Raw genomic sequence first — 15,808 nt, forward strand, 5'->3', positions numbered from 1 at the left:
GACGCGTTTCACCGCGACGAGTACTTTCATAGGTTCCTCGCTTGGCTTGTCGTAAAGCCGTTACCCTGAGACGGCACCCGCCCAGCGGATACCCCTTTTTAAGATGTGTGGTGTATTGAAGACTTACCGGCAATCGCTCAACAGCGATTCGCCTGCCCCAATACAGGCGCTGCCAACAAAAAATGGCGGCGCTTTTAAATTCAATGCATAAAATTCAATCGAGCGTTTGATAGGTGCGCAATTGAAAAACCCTCCCAATTTGCCATAGCCTGCCACAAAGCGACAATACCTAATGCTTAATCATCCACTACGGCCTTAGTCGTAGCACTGAACGAGGGTTAACAAAGCATACCGTCAATAAATGCTCCTTTCACCATCGTAGGCGTGACCTGACACAGGTATTATGCCTATCATGGGGCATAACCAGAAGCAAACGACCGTTTTAAATTAAGGCCGACTTTTTATAAGCTAGTTCCCTGGAGTTAACCTTAGATTAGCTTTGTAAACGCTGGCACTTAAAGAGAATAAGGAGAAACCGGGTGGAAACTGTAGAACGCGATGTAATGGACTTTGATGTCGTCATTGTCGGTGCGGGCCCATCCGGGCTTTCCGCCGCATGCCGACTAATGCAGCAAGCCAACGAGGCTGAGCAAGAGCTCACGGTTTGCGTCGTTGAGAAAGGCTCAGAAGTTGGTGCACATATTTTATCGGGCGCGGTCTTTGAACCTCGCGCACTGGCGGAACTGTTTCCAGATTGGGAAGAGCGCGGCGCACCGCTCAATACCCCGGCGATTCGCGATGACGTTTTCTTGCTCAAAGACGCCGAAAAAGCGCAGAAAGTGCCCAACGCCTTGGTACCTAAAAGCATGCATAACACCGGCGGCGAGCTTACCCGCTATGTAATCAGTGCAGGCAATCTGTGCCGCTGGCTGGCGGAACAGGCAGAGGGCCTCGGCGTAGAAATCTTCCCAGGCTTTGCCGCCCAAGAGGTCATTATTGAAGAAGGCGCCGTGCGCGGTATTCTGATTGGCGACATGGGTGTTGCCGCAGATGGCACCCCTAAAGATGGCCATATGCCGGGCATGGAACTACGCGCCAAATACACGCTGTTTGCCGAAGGCTCGCGGGGGCATTTGGGCAAGCGCTTAATCAAAGACTTCTCACTGGATGCAGGTCGCGACCCGCAACACTACGGTATCGGCCTTAAAGAGCTGTGGGATGTGCCTGCCGACAAACATGAGCCTGGGCTTGTGTTGCATGGTTCTGGCTGGCCATTAGATAAAAACGCTCACGGCGGCTGGTTTCTTTACCATGCGGAAAACCAGCAGGTGGTGGTGGGTTTGATTATGGATCTGGGCTACCAGAACCCGTGGCTCTCGCCCTTCGACGAATTTCAGCGTATGAAGCATCATCCGGTACTTAGTCAGTATCTGGAGGGGGGCAAGCGCGTGGCTTATGGCGCCCGGGCGATTACCAAGGGGGGCTTTAACAGCCTACCCAAAATGACCTTCCCCGGCGGGCTATTGATTGGCTGCGATGCGGGCACTCTCAACTTTTCCAAGATCAAAGGCCTGCACACCGCCATGAAGTCTGGTTTGGTTGCCGCGGAGAGCGTATTTGAGGCGATCAAAGGTGGTGATGAAGGCGCCCAGGAGCTAACGAGCTTTATCCAGAAATGGGAAGCCAGCTGGGCCTACCAAGAGCTTAAAGAGAGCGCCAGCTTCGGCCCCGCGATCCATAAATATGGCACTGTGGGCGGTGGAGCATATAATTTTGCTCACCAGTTGCTGGGCAACAAGCTGCCTAACGTCCACGACACCACCACAGACTATGGCGCCCTCAAGCCTGCAGCCGAGTTTGAAAAGATTAACTATCCCAAACCGGACGGCAAGCTCTCCTTCGACAAGCCTACCTCTGTGTTTCTGTCGAACACCAACCATGAAGAGGATCAGCCGTGTCATTTGCGCCTGGACGATCCTGAGCTACCGATCCGCGAAAACCTGCCCAAATACGCAGAACCGGCGCAGCGCTACTGCCCGGCCGGTGTTTACGAAGTGGTAGAGGATAGCGCGGGCCAGCCACGCTTTCAGATCAATTTCCAAAACTGCGTGCACTGCAAAACTTGCGACATCAAAGACCCAGCGCAAAATATTACCTGGGTAGCACCAGAAGGCGGTGGCGGACCCAACTACCCTAATATGTAAAGTAGTCGGCTAAAACCTGTGCACTGCTTGCCCTACATTGGCTGTAAAAGGGTAAGCGGTGTCTGTCTGGGCTATTTCTCCCTTTGACAGCTCTCCTCTGCTGATAACGGTCTATTACTATAAAAGCCGTGAAAAGGGAGACTGGAGTGGCTGCCTATGAAATGGGACTGCTCATGAGAAGCGACCCCTTTCGCGAACACCTGCATCCCTAGACGTTTACCCAACTCAATGACCGATGACGATAACTGCTGGTCGCGACGAGTGCCTGATAAGCGCTTAACCAAAGAAGAACTTACTTTTAACGTATCGACAGGCAAAGCGTTTAAGTCAGATAAAGAAGAATACCCTGTACCAAAATCGTCAATGACTATCTTAACCCCGAGTTTTTTAATCTCGGCAAAGAGACTCGCCGTACGCTGAACATCCTGCAGCAGCATGCTCTCTGTCATTTCCAACTCAAGTAGCCAGGGATCCATTCCAGTAGTGGCTAATGCCTCCTTGATACTCTCCACAAAGCTGTTGTCGTAAAATTGGCGTGCAGAAATCCTGACCGCCATCGTTAATGCGGGAAACCTTTCTTGTTGCCACAGCATGTTTTGCCTACAGGCATTTTCGAGCACCCATTGAGCGATAGGCATGGCCAAACCGCTCTCTTCAGCCAGGGGCATGAATTGGGCGGGTTCCAGCAATCCAAGCGTTGGATGCTGCCAACGAAGCAATGCCTCCATGCCAAGCGTGCTACCTACTTCGACGTCATGCTTTGACTGGAAGAACAACCTAAACTCATGACTCACAAGCGCACGATGCAGGCCAGACTCCAAGGTTAAACGCACATCCATCTCCGCACTTAATTCATCGGTATAGAACTGGACAGTGTTTTTGCCCAGCAGCTTCGCCTGATACATCGCCATATCAGCGCTTTTCATTAATGTTTGCTCGTCAAGCCCGTCAAACGGATACAGCGAGACACCAATACTTACCGAGACATGGCACTCCTGGCCCGCTAGCATAAAGGGCTCTCTGATGGCTGAAAGAATTTTTTGGGCGATGGGCTCAATCTGGTCTCGTCGACTAACCTTACTCAAAAGGATGACAAATTCATCGCCCCCTAACCGAGCGACGACATCACTTTCACGCACCGAAGTGGTCAGTCGACTTGCTGCTTCTTGCAGGAGATGGTCTCCGGCATCGTGACCCAAGGTGTCATTGATTAACTTAAAGCGGTCAAGATCCAAGAAAAGCAGCGCGAAGGATTCACTATGGCGACCGCCAAGCTTCACGGCCTGAGTAATCAAGTGGCTCAAAAAGGCTCGATTAGGCAAATCGGTTAGCGTGTCATGGAAAGCTAAGTGTTCGACCTGCTGAGCATGTGATACACGCTCTTCCATTACCCGCCGCCGCGCCCACTGAAGTTGCCAGCTCAAACGACCGAGTATAGCCAGAATGATGAGTAGCAGGCCGCTAGTCCAACCGGCCCGCTGCCAATAGTTTCGCGCAAGCTGGTGAGCTGCGGCCAACTGCTCCTGGGCAGAGAGCCCTACCACGATCGAGAGTGGAAAATCATACAGCTCGCGCACCAGTGTGTAACGCTCAACCCCTTGCCAGTGGGTCATAAAGGGCGCACTAACAGCATCCAGTGTGCTACTTTTCCAGGCTCCTATATCCATTAACTCGCCTGAATGGATCACATCTCCAGAACGCCTGACCCGTACGATGCCATCCGCACCGACGAGTGCCAGCATGCCCTGCTGGCCCAAAGACCGAACTTCATAACTGCTCACAAAGTAATTGGCATCAATAGCGATGATGACCCAGCCTGAGCCTCCCCCTTGCGCAGATTCTTGCTCAGGCCTTAATGGCCGAGTAAAGGTAATCTGGTTAGCATCCTTTTCTCCCACGGCTAAGTAATCATCGTCCAGCATTGCTTGCGCAGGAGGCGTTAGGCGCTGCCCAAGCAGCCCAGGATCAGTGGTCTCAACAACCATACCCTGCGAATCAACAATACTGATGGTAAAAAGCAGTGCGGGAGGCAGCAGCCGCTGCTCATTTAACACACTGAGCACGCTCGAGTGATTGCTGCTATTGGCGGTAAAACGTACTAACTTCAGTGTCGTGTCAATTTCCCTGAGGGCCCTTACAACCCTTGCTTCGTAGGTGTCGGTGATTTCACCTACGGACAGCTCTGCCTGGCGCTCAATGGACATACGCTCTTTATTGACTAAAAAATAAGTACTTCCCCATATAACTAGTAACATCATAAAAGCCACGATGCTAAAGAGTACCAGTGGCTCTACAAGATGATGTGACCATCGATGAATAAAGGCTCTGGATGAGCTGACCCGGCTCGGGCCTCTTGGATCATTGAGACTACTCAATTGTCACCACTCTCAAACGCTCATCAAGAAAGGAAGGGTCTATATAGCCCAGTGCTTTTGCATCACTGACTAATCGCTCTACCACTGCGCGACTATTAGCCAGCGCTTGGGGCGGCTGCCCTCGCCCGGTAAATATCTGCCTGGCCCAGTGTGCCTTGATCTGCGCAGGGGTTTGCCCCGTGTAGCGGGTGTAGAACTCACTTCTCGCTGCCGTACCTTCAGTCAGATCCAAGGGCACCACCTGTGCTCCGTTAACTATTAGCGTGCGGCGCCCTAAATAAACATCCCTTAAATCGCTGCTGGTAAGGCGAGTAAAAGGCGCCTCGGCTGATACCACCACCAATACTTCGGCTGAAGCAGGATGATAAGTCATGCTCAACATCGCCCCCAATAAGAGGCTGATTCCGGATCCAGTTAGACGTTTAAGCATGGCCACTCTCCTTAAAACACAAAGTCGAGCGAAAGGCTGAACAGGTTAATACGTCCACCTGGGGTAAACTCGGGCTGTTGATTAATCAGCCCCCCTGATGTCCCTGAGCGCATATCGATGTGATCATATTGGGCCGTAAGAGCCATACCCGGTCTGAAATCCCAGCGTGCGCCAACCGTTATGCTTTCTTGCTGTATTCCGCTGGATAGTAGCTCATTCAACATCCCGTTAAGGAGCTGGGCACCTTCTGCAAAGGGCGATGGATACAGGGCAGCATTTAGCCCAGGCTCTGACGTATTGCTGGTGACTTTTGCTCGCGCCACACCTACATACGGTGTCCACTCGGCGACACGGTAACCTAACGTCATGTAGGCTCCTTCGCTCTCCCCTAACAGAGAAGGCGACGAAGAGCGTGCCCACTCGCCCATAACAAACCATGACCCAGGGTCATAACCTAACCCTAAACTCAGCAGGCTCGTACGCTTACCATCAACTTCGTAGCGGCTAGCAAGCTGTTCACCGGGTAGACCAAAGAGGCGGTAAACATCGAAAAATTGTGAGAGTTCATCTGCGCTTACTTTCAGTTCGCCGTAGCTGGCGAACAGGGTGGCATCCCCCCAATGAGTACGGTGAGAAACGCCCCAGGAATCGCTGGCGTCGATACTACCCGTTGAGTAATCAACGCTGCCACCACCAAAATTCAACTGCAATTCATTGGTAGTCTCCCCTACTGGGTATCGATAGCGCATATCAACACCGTCAAAATTAGCCACCGGCATTAGACGATAAACTTCTTGCGGAGGCCGCACCCATGGAGTGGCGTAATTAACTTTACGATGTTCAGAAGCCATGAATGAGCTCTGCACCATACGCCCAACGCGGAAACTAAGATTAGGGGTAATGTCGTATTGAACATTCGCCCATTCAATCTCAGGTGCGTAAGAGCCGTCATACCGCTTCTCGCTGACTACTTGAACAACCGAGGACAGTTTAGGCGTGAGATGCAGCGTAGCTTGAAGCCCTAAGCGGCTATCAACTTCTGCGCTCCAATCATGGCTGTATCCAGCACCTTGTGAAGCAAAAGGGTCATTAATGAAGTCAGCATTTTGCTCGTCAGAGTGAACGACCCCCAGCGTGCCAAAACCATTGAATTCAAGATTAGGTAGGGAGTTATCAGCAAGCAAGGCGCCGCTTTGGGTAACGATCAAAATGGCGCAAAGCCAAGTGACTTGCCTTACCATGCTCGTTCCCTATTTCATTAGTTATATACTATGAGCTGCTGAGTATTAACTCGGTAGAAGTGTGGGTATTAAATCGGCAGGGCGATGCTAAGTCAAACAGCTCTAAAGCTTAATTTGAGTTCAAATGTGAAAGAGTGTGTACTATTAGAAAATCAATGACTTACCCAGCAAGCGTTGAGCCATTTTCGAGTAGCTCAATGGGTGCGCGGCGGGCAATGAGTCGCCTTCGCCCTGCCTGATCAAAACGCACATCAATGACCGGGTCGCTGGCGCTTCCCTCCACCGCCGCCACTTCGCCTACGCCAAATACCGCGTGATGAAGCCGTTGACCAGGGTAGAAATTCGCCTCTGCTGAATAACCTGCTTTGACCTCATCAACCTGTGCCGGCGCAAGCGCAATATCGTCTCGCCCCAGCCGCATCAGATAGCGTTCAACCAGGCCCACCGATGTCACTTGCAGGGTCGCCGCGGGCGCACTGGTACTGGCCAAGCAGGAGGCAACCCGCATGCTATCCTGCCAGGCGCTTTCGGCAATAAAGCGACTCGGCCGGTGCACGCCCCCATCATGAAGCACTAATAGCTGCTCCTGGGCGCGGGTAATTGCCACGTAGAAGAGCCGCCGCTCCTCCTCAAGCCGCTCATCGCTGAGCGGGTTATCGCGGCTATAGTGAGGAAAGTCTTCTTCGTTAACACCGGCTACCGCTACCAGTGGCCACTCCAGCCCTTTGGCCCCGTGCACAGTGCTAATCAGCACACCACCCGCCTGATTTTCTACCGGGCGCTCAAGAAGTTCGATAAAGGCATCCGGGTCTTGCACGCTTTGCGCTTGTTCGATCAGCACGTCAAGTAAGCGCACATCCTCTTCGCCTTTATCCCGCCGCGCTGCCGCACGCTTAAGCGTTTTTTCAGCATCAATGCTTTCCACCACATGGCGTAGCAACTTCGCGGGTGGCCATGCACTCAGCTGTGGCAACTCACAAAGCAGCAGCCAGCGCTTTTTCAGCGTGCGCCTCTGGATCGGCTTTAACGCCGTTAACATGGCGTCATGCCGCTCGGGCCACTGCTGAGTAGTCGCCAGTTGGTGCGCCAAGCGCTGAAGCCGCTCACGGGCAACGAAGGGGGTCGGCTGTGAAAGCAGCAGTAACAGTTGCTGCGGGTCGCGAAGAAGATCTGGACGACGCGACAGCTTTAAATAGCCCGCCAAGGCCTGCACCAGCGGCAGACGAAACACAAAACGATCCTCGCGCTGAAGCCGAAATGGAATCCCTGCTTGTAGCAGCGCCAGTTGAAACGGCACCGAAAGCGCCCAACTGCGTACCAGCAAACTAGCTTCGTTAAACGCTCGTCCCTGGGCCTGCCAGTCCATCAACGCATCAAGTAGCAAACGGCTCCCCTGCCCGACTGAGACGCGGGTCTCCGGGTTATTAGCCGCTGCAAGGCATAGCTGATTAGGACGCCGCTGGTTAGCGGCAATGGCATGGTTAGCAGCCAGCGCCAACGCATGACCGTGCCGGAAGGTGGTTGATAGTGGGTAATCGGTCGCTTCGCCAAAGGTGGCGGCGAAATTTTCCAGCATGGTGTCGGGCTTGGCACCGCGCCACTCGTAAATACACTGGTTGGCATCGCCAACTGCCATTACCTCGGCACGAGTGCCCACCAACACAGATAAAAGTCGCTGCTGTGCGGCGTTAATATCCTGATACTCATCAATAATGACATGGTCGAGGAACCCTTCGACGCGACCACGTAAAGCACTATCTGCTTCTAGCGCCAACAGCGGACGATAAAGCAGATCGGCATAAGTCATCACGCCTTCCGCTTCCAATAGCCTCTCTGCTTCGGCAAACGCCGCTGGGAAATAGTCGGTGTCTGGATCAAAATTCAGCCGCTCATAGAGCGCCTCTGGGGTGATCATTTCTGCTTTAACCAAGCCGCAAAAGTGGGCTAAGGTTTCTAGCCGATCCCCTTCCAGAGCAGCATCTCGGCGCTCAACGGCATCACGCAGTACATTAATACTTGCCTGACGAAGCAGCCTCTCTAATTGCCAATCGGCGGATAATAGCTTGCGCGGCGCTAGCGCCCCCCAGCGGCATAAGCTTTGAGTCAAGCGGTGCCCCAGGGAGTGGAAGGTGCGGACATCGGGCAATGCCTGCCCGGCAGGTGCCATTGCGGCTAAACGACGCTGAAAATCATCCTTTGCTGAGCGGTTAAACATCAGCACTAAAATACGTTTTGGCGGTACACCGCTGGCCAATAGATGCAGCACCCGAGCGGCCATGGTGGTGGTTTTGCCTGCCCCGGCCACCGCTGCCACGCGCGCATGCCCGGCCTGATGATTAACAACAGCTTGCTGTTCAGCAGTTAACTTCACGGCGCCTCGCCAAGTAATTCATCATCCACCTGACCCAGCGCAAACCACTGACCGGCACTCGTTAGCCCCAGTTCACTCTTGCCACCGGCCACATCACGGCTTTCAGCCGCCTCAACCAACTGGTAATAGACATTGCGGTGCAAGCGGGCAGCTAGCCCAAAACGCACTGGCAGCTGTGGCACCGCCTCACCTTGGGGGGTTGAGGTGACGGTGAGCGGATGCTCGGCATCTAAGCGAACAACGTCGTCAAACTGGGTGGTAAACCACCAGGCACCGTCACGGAAGTCAGCCTCTACCGCCACCAATGGCAGGTCTTCGACCTTTATTCGCCAGCGCTCTACCGGCGTAACCAGGCAGTAACCCTCGTCATCCAGGCGCAGCAGCGTTGCCAATAGGCGTGCCACCTTGGGTCGGGCAAACGGCTGACCTTCGTGCGACCAGCGACCATCGGCGTGAATGATGATGTTCATATCGCCAGAGAGCGCAGGCTGCCACTCATCGAGTGGAGGAATAGCGCCAGTGCGCCCTTCATCTCCATTACCTTGCTGCAGCAATCGATCAATATTCATCTCACCCACCTCGCTTGAGCGTATTCAAGGCACTTCAGGCTATAGAAGCCCTGAGTGGGCCAACGCCTCTTTAACGTGTTCCGGGGCATCGGGAGCGGCGGCACGAAAAAGCTGATAAAAGTTAGCGGTCGTCTGCATGGCCACTTCATCGACACTGATACCTCGCTCCTTGGCGATGCACTCAGCTACTTGCACCACCCACGCGGGCTCATTGGGCTTGCCGCGATGAGGAACGGGTGCTAGATAAGGGCTATCGGTCTCAATCAGCAGGCGATCCAGCGGCAGTTGACGGGCAAGTTCACGCAGCGGAGCGGCGTTTCGAAAAGTAATAATGCCAGACAGCGAGATATAAAAACCCAGCCGCACCGCTTCACGGGCCATCGCCAAGTCTTCAGTAAAACAGTGTAATACACCGCCCACTCGCGGGTCGCTATATTCACGTAGCAAGGCCAAGGTTTCCTCTTTGGCTTCGCGGGTATGAATAATCACCGGCAGTTCTAACTCACGCGCGGCGATTAAGTGACGCTTGAAGCGCTCGTGCTGAATCTCGATAGGTACGCTGTCGCGATAGTGGTAATCCAGGCCAGTTTCGCCGATTGCCACCGCACCATACTGCTCAGCGGTGTCTTTTATATCGGCAACGCTGGGTTCATTCTCACTGTGGTGCAGGGGGTGCAAACCAGCGGAAATCGCCACATCGTGATGTTCGCGTGAAATGGCCGCAAGCTGCGGCATGTCTTCTAGGGTAACCGCTACAGCAAGAAATTGGCTGACATGGGCAGCGCGGGCGGCGGCCAAAGTGGCGGCAATATCGCCCCCATGGGTCTGGTCGGATAAACGATCTAAGTGACAGTGTGAATCAACAAACATACGGTTCTCAACAAATAGGTCAAAACAGATAGGCCATAACGACTGGATCAGAAAAATGGCATTCAGAGCGTGAACGATGGAGCTGCTTTATCTAATTGACCGGCAAGCAGCGCCTCAATGCGGTCACGCACGGGATAGTCCTGCTGGCTGAAGTGAAGGCCAATGCCTGGCATACGGCGGCCACTCACCCCCTCTGGAGATACCCACACCACCTGGCCGGTAATTGAAAGGCGCTCGCTTTCACCCGGCAGCGTAAGCAGCAAAAACACTTGCTGGCCAAGTGCGTAAGGGGTTTGAGTAGGTACAAAAATCCCCCCGCGATCCAGAAAAGGCATATACGCGGAAAGCAGTGTCGGAACATCCGGAACGGTAAGAGAGAGCGCTTTCTGAGCTGCCATGACGACCTCGCTGCACTGTTTTGAACAGCCGTGGGGGATTGAATAAACACCACTATGAACGCAGCAGCGCCGCCCAGCGCACCAGCCATGCTTCAAGCACTAGCTGAGGATTGGGGTTTGCCCCCACCGCCAACAACCGTCGCTGCTCGCGGGCATAATCGAGCAGGCGAAACCAATCCTGAACACGACCATTTTTCACCGCCTGGCGGTAGAGCGGTTCTAAATCAGGGTTATGCAACACCGCCGCCTCCCCAGACAAACCTAGACGAATCAGGTCTTCCAGCCAGGCGATACCGTACCACAAGATGGCATCAATCGCCTGGCGATCCAGACGGGCCGCCTCTGAAACGGGCTCGGCCCCGCGCACCAGCTGTTCGAAACTGTCGTGAATTTGATGGCGTAAAGCGCGCTCTTCGGGCGCTGCCAGCTCCACGGCGAGCAGTGGTAGCCCACCCGCTACCTGCCACCAGAAGTAGGCTTCGTCAGTGCTGCCCAATTGCTCAATCAACCAACCACGACACGCCTCAAAGGCAACGCTGGGTAGTGACCACTGCTGACAGCGCGAACGGATCGTCGCCAGCATCCGCGACGGCACGTCGGAAAGCAGAATAAACAGGGTTTTGTCACCGGGCTCTTCAAGGCTTTTGAGCAGCGCATTGGCGGCGGCAACGTTCATTGCCTCGGCGGGGGAAACCACAATCACTCGATAACCGCCCTGCTGAGCCGTTTGCGACACAAAGCGATTAACCTCGCGGATAGGGTCAATGCGGATTTGGCGCTTTCCCTCTTCTGGTGAAACCCGCAGCAGATCCGGGTGATAGCCCGATTCCAGCATCGAGCAGCTATGGCAATGGCCACAGGCTTGATCAGCGGGCGAGGCGCATAGCGTTCGGGCAATTAACGCCTCCGCTAACTGCTGCTTACCCACGCCGTGGGCGCCGTGAATTAACAACGCGTGGGGCATCCGTCCACCATCAGCCAAGCGGGTCAAATGCTGCCAGGTGGCTTGGTGCCACGGCATTACGCCGGTTAACGCCATGCCGCGACCTTTGTTAATAGGACTTGTCGGATTTGGCTTTGTACCTTATCCAGTGTGTATTGTGCATCGATCACCGCAAAGCGCTCGGGCGCTTCTTCCGCTCGTGCCAAATAGCCATCCCGCACAGCCTGGAAAAAGTCAGCCTGCTCCTGTTCAAAACGATCAAGCTGCTCATGGCGATCACGCAGGCGCGACTCTAAGCGTTGTCTTGCAGCCTCTTTGGGCATATCGAGCAGTAGGGTTAAATCGGGAGAGAGCCCCTGCTGAACAAAATTCTCCAGCACGGCGATACGCTCCTTGGGAATGCCCCGCCCCCCGCCCTGATAGGCAAAGGTGGCATCGGTAAAGCGATCACACACTACCCACGCCCCTCTTGCCAAGGCGGGGAGTATTTTTTCCGCCAAGTGCTGCGCTCGCGCGGCGAACATTAGCAGCAGCTCAGCGTCGACATGTAGCGGCTCTTGGGGGACAGGATCCAGTAACAGTGCGCGAATAGCTTCACCACGAACGGTGCCGCCCGGCTCGCGGGTACGCACCACTTCCAACCCCTGGGCCTCCAAACACTCGGCCACAAAGCCCACATTGGTGGATTTACCCACACCTTCGCCGCCTTCCAGCGTAATGAAGCGTCCACGCTTACTCATCATGCTCCCTTACAGTGGTCATCAATCATGGGTGATGTGTCATGGCGTTTAGCGATTGCGGATATAGCGATTAACGGCATTGTTATGCTCCCGCAGCGTACGCGAGAAATGGTGCGTGCCATCGCCACGGGAAACGAAATAGAGCGTTTCGCCAGGCAGTGGATTCACCGCTGCCTCCAAGGAGGCACGCCCAGGCATGGCAATCGGCGTGGGCGGTATGCCGTCAATGACGTAAGTGTTATAGGGCGTGGCCTCGCGAATATCGGCGCGGGTAATTCGCCCTTCATAACGCTCCCCCATACCGTAAATAATCGTCGGGTCGGTTTGCAGGCGCATGCCCTGCTCCATGCGGCGCTTGAACACACCGGCAATTTCGCGCCGCTCCTCGGGCGCACCGGTTTCCCGCTCGATCAAGGAGGCCATAATCAGCGCTTCGTAGGGGGAGTCAATGGTTAGGTCGTCCGCGCGCTCCTCCCACACCTCTTCCAAAATGCGCTCCATCCGCTCCAATGACTGGCGCAGGATATCGACATCGCTCATACCCAGATGATATCGATAGGTATCGGGAAAGAACCAGCCCTCGGGAAAGGTGCCTTCTCGATCGAGTAACGTCATCACCTCTGCATCGCTCAACTCCGCCGTGCGGTGGTCGAGTTTCGGCGCCGCATTGAGTAATTCGCGCATCTGCCGAAAAGACCACCCCTCAGGAATGGTCAGCGAGTAGGTAACCACCTTATTGCTACCCAGCAGTGCCATCATTTCCAGACCGCTCATATTCGGCAATAGCTGATACTCGCCGGTACGCAGTTGCGGCACGCGTTCCGGCTCGACCCGCGCTAGCAAGCGAAACGCCCAAGCATCCTCCAGCACGCCCTGCTCTTCCAATTGCGCCACGACCTGATTAAAGCCCGCACCAGAGGGCACTTGGTAAAGCATTGGCTCATCGAGCGCTAGCGGTGCCTCTAATCGGCTCTGCCAATAGAAATAACCGCCTGCTGCACTTGCAGCCCCAACCACTACTAACACCAATAAAGCGGTTAATAACCGTTTCACCATGACACCTCTAAAAAATTGCAGAGCGATATCTAAACACTGGCGTTTAAACAACGCCCAATAGCTGATGTGCCAAACGCTGGAACGGGTCAGGCTGGCTCAGAGGCCAGCGCTGCAGCAGTGAACCATCCGCGGCAAGCAAGGTGGTAACAGGCCATACACCCTGAACAGAGTTGGCCACCCATAGCCGCTCGACATCAGCAAGTTGATGAAGCGTCAGCGACGCCTGAGCGACGGCACCGTGTTCAAGCAATGCAGCACGCAACGTGCCAGCCACACCGCACTGGTCAAGCAGAGGCGTTAACACTTTTCCCGCCTGCTGCCAAAAAACATTCATGCTGGTGGCTTCTATCACAAGGCCTTCACTGTCGGCGAGCAATCCTTCGGCAATAGTGGCATCGCCCCACTCTTGGCGGGCCAGTACGTTTTCCAGTCGATTTAGGTGCTTGATACCTGCCAACCGAGACTGACGGGCCAGCCGCAAATCGCAAAGCCGCACTGTCACGCCTTCCTGCCAGCGCTTAACCGACGGTTGAAACGGCGTTCGACGACTGAGCAGCCGCGGCGTGATCTGATCGGGCTGGGCATAGCCACGCCCGCCGCTGCCTCGGGTCAGTATCAGCTTAAGCACTTCGAACTCAGCAGTGGGATCGCCTTGCCAAGTGGCGTCAAGGGCCTCCTGGCAAGGTAACGGTAGCCCCAGGCGATGACAACCTTGTGCCAGACGCTCCCTGTGATAGCGCCATAGCACCGGCTTTCCCGTACGTAATAGCACCGTTTCAAACAGACCATCACCATACGCCAGCCCACGATCATCAAACGGCACAGATTGATCATCACATAACGTAGGCGTCAGCATCGCTAACTACACCTTCTTAAATAGCAGCGAGCCGTTGGTACCACCAAAACCGAAGGAATTTGAAAGCGCCATATCAATGCGCATATCCCTCGCAGTATGCGGCACATAGTCCAGATTGCAGCCTTCCTGCGGGTTATCCAGATTAATCGTGGGCGGCGCGACCTGATCACGAATAGCCAGAATACTAAACACCGCCTCTACCGCACCGGCGGCGCCCAACAGGTGGCCAATCATCGATTTGGTGGAGCTCACTGCCACGCTGCTTGCAGCGCCACCCAAGACGTTCTCAATGGCACGACTTTCGGCCAGATCGCCTGCCGCAGTGGAGGTACCATGGGCGTTGATGTAGTGAACCGAAGAAACGTCAACCTGGGCATCTTTAATCGCATTGCGCATGGAGAGCGCTGCGCCACGTCCATCTTCCGGCGGTGAAGTCATGTGATAAGCATCATCGCTCATACCAAAGCCCACCAGCTCGGCGTAGATATTGGCACCCCGCGCCTTGGCGTGCTCATACTCCTCAAGCACCAGCACACCGGCACCATCGGATAACACGAAACCATCACGGTCGGTATCCCAAGGGCGGCTTGCCGCTTGTGGATCGTCATTACGCGTAGAGAGCGCGCGAGCCGCAGAAAAACCACCCAGGCCCAGCGGCGTGGTGGCCATTTCAGCCCCACCACAGATCATCACGTCCGCATCGCCATAGGCGATGGTGCGTGCGCTATAACCAATATTATGAGTACCGGTGGTGCAGGCAGTCGTAATGGCAATGTTCGGGCCTCTGAAGCCGTGCTGAATCGCCATATTGCCCGAAATCATATTGATGATAGAGCCCGGCACGAAGAATGGCGATATCTTGCGAGCGCCACCTTTGTTGAGTGCGTTGTGGTTATGCTCAATCATGGGTAGGCCACCAATGCCTGAGCCGATAGCCACACCGATGCGATCGGCATTCGCTTCGGTGCACTCAATCCCCGAATCTTCTACCGCTTGGGCGCCCGCCGCCATTCCGTACTGAATAAACAGATCCATCTTGCGGGCATCTTTAGGATTCAGATACGGGCTAATATCAAAGTTTTTGATCGACCCACCAAAACGAGTGTTAAAACCGCTGGTGTCGAAATGCTCAATAGGCGTAATACCGCTTTTACCGGCCACAATGTTGGCCCACGACTCATCAACGCTATTACCCACTGGGGTCACCAGGCCTAACCCAGTTACCACTACCCTTTTCCGTGCCATCAGCTTTCCTCCAGGCATCCATGGTGACGCGACCCACTTGGGTCATTTGCTGCTTAAATTTGGTCAACAGTATAACGGAGATTGAACGTTATAAGCATTGTGGCAGCAAAGCAAAAAAGCCGTCCTGGAAAAGGACGGCTTTTAAGGCGGGTGGCTAGCACCCCACCCTGGTTCGATGCATCGACGCAGCCCTTACTGGTGGGCGTTCACGTAATCGATGGCTTCTTGAACCGTGGTGATCTTCTCAGCTTCTTCATCGGGAATTTCAGTATCGAATTCCTCTTCCAAAGCCATGACCAGCTCAACGGTGTCGAGCGAATCAGCACCCAAGTCTTCTGTAAAAGAAGAGCTGTTTTGGATGTCTTCTTCTTTAACGTTCAGGCGCTCTGCTACAACTTTCTTAACGCGCTCTTCAATAGTACTCATTAACGTACTCCAGTCGTTCACATTAGCCGTTTTTGATAACCAGCTATTTGGAAACCGCAAGCCAAAAGCTGCGGGGTAGTTTAT

Annotated in this window: 14 protein-coding genes; 1 reads left to right on the forward strand and 13 read right to left on the reverse strand. The window is 54.4% G+C overall.

The features are described from left to right. The first annotated feature begins 539 nt into the window (after nucleotides 1-539). The gene (locus K7H09_RS04535) at nucleotides 540-2,204 is read left to right on the forward strand and encodes an electron transfer flavoprotein-ubiquinone oxidoreductase (protein ID WP_174788136.1); all 1,665 of its coding nucleotides are present in this window, start codon (nucleotides 540-542) and stop codon (nucleotides 2,202-2,204) included. A gap of 71 nt (nucleotides 2,205-2,275) precedes the next feature. Here the strand turns inward: K7H09_RS04535 and K7H09_RS04540 are convergent, their stop codons facing one another. From K7H09_RS04540 to acpP, 13 genes are all read right to left on the reverse strand, one after another. Beyond that, nucleotides 2,276-4,462, reverse strand: a complete 2,187-nt coding sequence (locus K7H09_RS04540) for a putative bifunctional diguanylate cyclase/phosphodiesterase (protein WP_230803753.1) — start codon at nucleotides 4,460-4,462, stop codon at nucleotides 2,276-2,278. A gap of 109 nt (nucleotides 4,463-4,571) precedes the next feature. Beyond that, nucleotides 4,572-5,009 carry a hypothetical protein gene (locus tag K7H09_RS04545; protein ID WP_022523865.1) on the reverse strand — a complete coding sequence of 146 codons (438 nt, stop codon included), beginning with the start codon at nucleotides 5,007-5,009 and terminating at the stop codon, nucleotides 4,572-4,574. Between the two features lie 11 nt (nucleotides 5,010-5,020). After that, on the reverse strand, nucleotides 5,021-6,250 hold the full coding sequence (locus K7H09_RS04550; protein ID WP_009286422.1) for a hypothetical protein: 1,230 nt from the start codon (nucleotides 6,248-6,250) through the stop codon (nucleotides 5,021-5,023). A 160-nt stretch (nucleotides 6,251-6,410) separates the two neighbouring features. Then, on the reverse strand, nucleotides 6,411-8,621 hold the full coding sequence (locus K7H09_RS04555; RefSeq protein WP_230803755.1) for an ATP-dependent helicase: 2,211 nt from the start codon (nucleotides 8,619-8,621) through the stop codon (nucleotides 6,411-6,413). Beyond that, nucleotides 8,618-9,190 (reverse strand): DUF1285 domain-containing protein, encoded by a 573-nt coding sequence (locus K7H09_RS04560; RefSeq protein WP_027959114.1) that lies wholly within the window; start codon nucleotides 9,188-9,190, stop codon nucleotides 8,618-8,620. The genes K7H09_RS04555 and K7H09_RS04560 overlap by 4 nt, the downstream gene beginning before the upstream one ends. A 39-nt stretch (nucleotides 9,191-9,229) precedes the next feature. Continuing rightward, nucleotides 9,230-10,060, reverse strand: coding sequence for a TatD family hydrolase (locus K7H09_RS04565; RefSeq protein ID WP_009286419.1), 831 nt, complete (start codon nucleotides 10,058-10,060; stop codon nucleotides 9,230-9,232). Nucleotides 10,061-10,122: 62 nt separating this feature from the next. After that, on the reverse strand, nucleotides 10,123-10,458 hold the full coding sequence (locus K7H09_RS04570; protein ID WP_022523869.1) for a PilZ domain-containing protein: 336 nt from the start codon (nucleotides 10,456-10,458) through the stop codon (nucleotides 10,123-10,125). Nucleotides 10,459-10,510: 52 nt separating this feature from the next. Beyond that, the gene (locus K7H09_RS04575) at nucleotides 10,511-11,497 is read right to left on the reverse strand and encodes a DNA polymerase III subunit delta' (protein ID WP_022523870.1); all 987 of its coding nucleotides are present in this window, start codon (nucleotides 11,495-11,497) and stop codon (nucleotides 10,511-10,513) included. Then, a complete protein-coding gene (tmk, locus tag K7H09_RS04580) occupies nucleotides 11,488-12,141 on the reverse strand; it encodes a dTMP kinase (protein WP_022523871.1) in 654 nt (217 codons plus the stop codon). The genes K7H09_RS04575 and tmk overlap by 10 nt, the downstream gene beginning before the upstream one ends. Before the next feature lie 48 nt (nucleotides 12,142-12,189). Beyond that, a complete protein-coding gene (gene mltG / locus K7H09_RS04585; RefSeq protein ID WP_022523872.1) occupies nucleotides 12,190-13,197 on the reverse strand; it encodes an endolytic transglycosylase MltG in 1,008 nt (335 codons plus the stop codon). 43 nt (nucleotides 13,198-13,240) lie between these two features. Then, the gene (gene pabC / locus K7H09_RS04590; RefSeq protein WP_230803757.1) at nucleotides 13,241-14,053 is read right to left on the reverse strand and encodes an aminodeoxychorismate lyase; all 813 of its coding nucleotides are present in this window, start codon (nucleotides 14,051-14,053) and stop codon (nucleotides 13,241-13,243) included. A gap of 6 nt (nucleotides 14,054-14,059) precedes the next feature. Then, a complete protein-coding gene (gene fabF / locus K7H09_RS04595; RefSeq protein ID WP_230803759.1) occupies nucleotides 14,060-15,298 on the reverse strand; it encodes a beta-ketoacyl-ACP synthase II in 1,239 nt (412 codons plus the stop codon). A 192-nt stretch (nucleotides 15,299-15,490) separates the two neighbouring features. Continuing rightward, on the reverse strand, nucleotides 15,491-15,724 hold the full coding sequence (acpP, locus tag K7H09_RS04600) for an acyl carrier protein (protein WP_008956801.1): 234 nt from the start codon (nucleotides 15,722-15,724) through the stop codon (nucleotides 15,491-15,493). Nucleotides 15,725-15,808: the final 84 nt, after the last annotated feature.

Origin of the sequence: Halomonas sp. IOP_14, assembly GCF_021021315.1 — a bacterium.
GTDB classification, from domain to species: Bacteria; Pseudomonadota; Gammaproteobacteria; order Pseudomonadales; family Halomonadaceae; genus Vreelandella; species Vreelandella titanicae.

Bases quoted from the DNA above. Each gene is read 5' to 3' on its own strand.
- tmk (WP_022523871.1), bottom strand. From the start codon at position 12,141: ATGAGTAAGCGTGGACGCTTCATTACGCTGGAAGGCGGCGAAGGTGTG.
- pabC (WP_230803757.1), bottom strand. From the start codon at position 14,053: ATGCTGACGCCTACGTTATGTGATGATCAATCTGTGCCGTTTGATGAT.
- K7H09_RS04545 (WP_022523865.1), bottom strand. From the start codon at position 5,009: ATGCTTAAACGTCTAACTGGATCCGGAATCAGCCTCTTATTGGGGGCG.
- K7H09_RS04570 (WP_022523869.1), bottom strand. From the start codon at position 10,458: ATGGCAGCTCAGAAAGCGCTCTCTCTTACCGTTCCGGATGTTCCGACA.
- acpP (WP_008956801.1), bottom strand. From the start codon at position 15,724: ATGAGTACTATTGAAGAGCGCGTTAAGAAAGTTGTAGCAGAGCGCCTG.
- K7H09_RS04540 (WP_230803753.1), bottom strand. From the start codon at position 4,462: ATGATGTTACTAGTTATATGGGGAAGTACTTATTTTTTAGTCAATAAA.
- fabF (WP_230803759.1), bottom strand. From the start codon at position 15,298: ATGGCACGGAAAAGGGTAGTGGTAACTGGGTTAGGCCTGGTGACCCCA.
- K7H09_RS04575 (WP_022523870.1), bottom strand. From the start codon at position 11,497: ATGGCGTTAACCGGCGTAATGCCGTGGCACCAAGCCACCTGGCAGCAT.
- mltG (WP_022523872.1), bottom strand. From the start codon at position 13,197: ATGGTGAAACGGTTATTAACCGCTTTATTGGTGTTAGTAGTGGTTGGG.
- K7H09_RS04550 (WP_009286422.1), bottom strand. From the start codon at position 6,250: ATGGTAAGGCAAGTCACTTGGCTTTGCGCCATTTTGATCGTTACCCAA.
- K7H09_RS04560 (WP_027959114.1), bottom strand. From the start codon at position 9,190: ATGAATATTGATCGATTGCTGCAGCAAGGTAATGGAGATGAAGGGCGC.
- K7H09_RS04565 (WP_009286419.1), bottom strand. From the start codon at position 10,060: ATGTTTGTTGATTCACACTGTCACTTAGATCGTTTATCCGACCAGACC.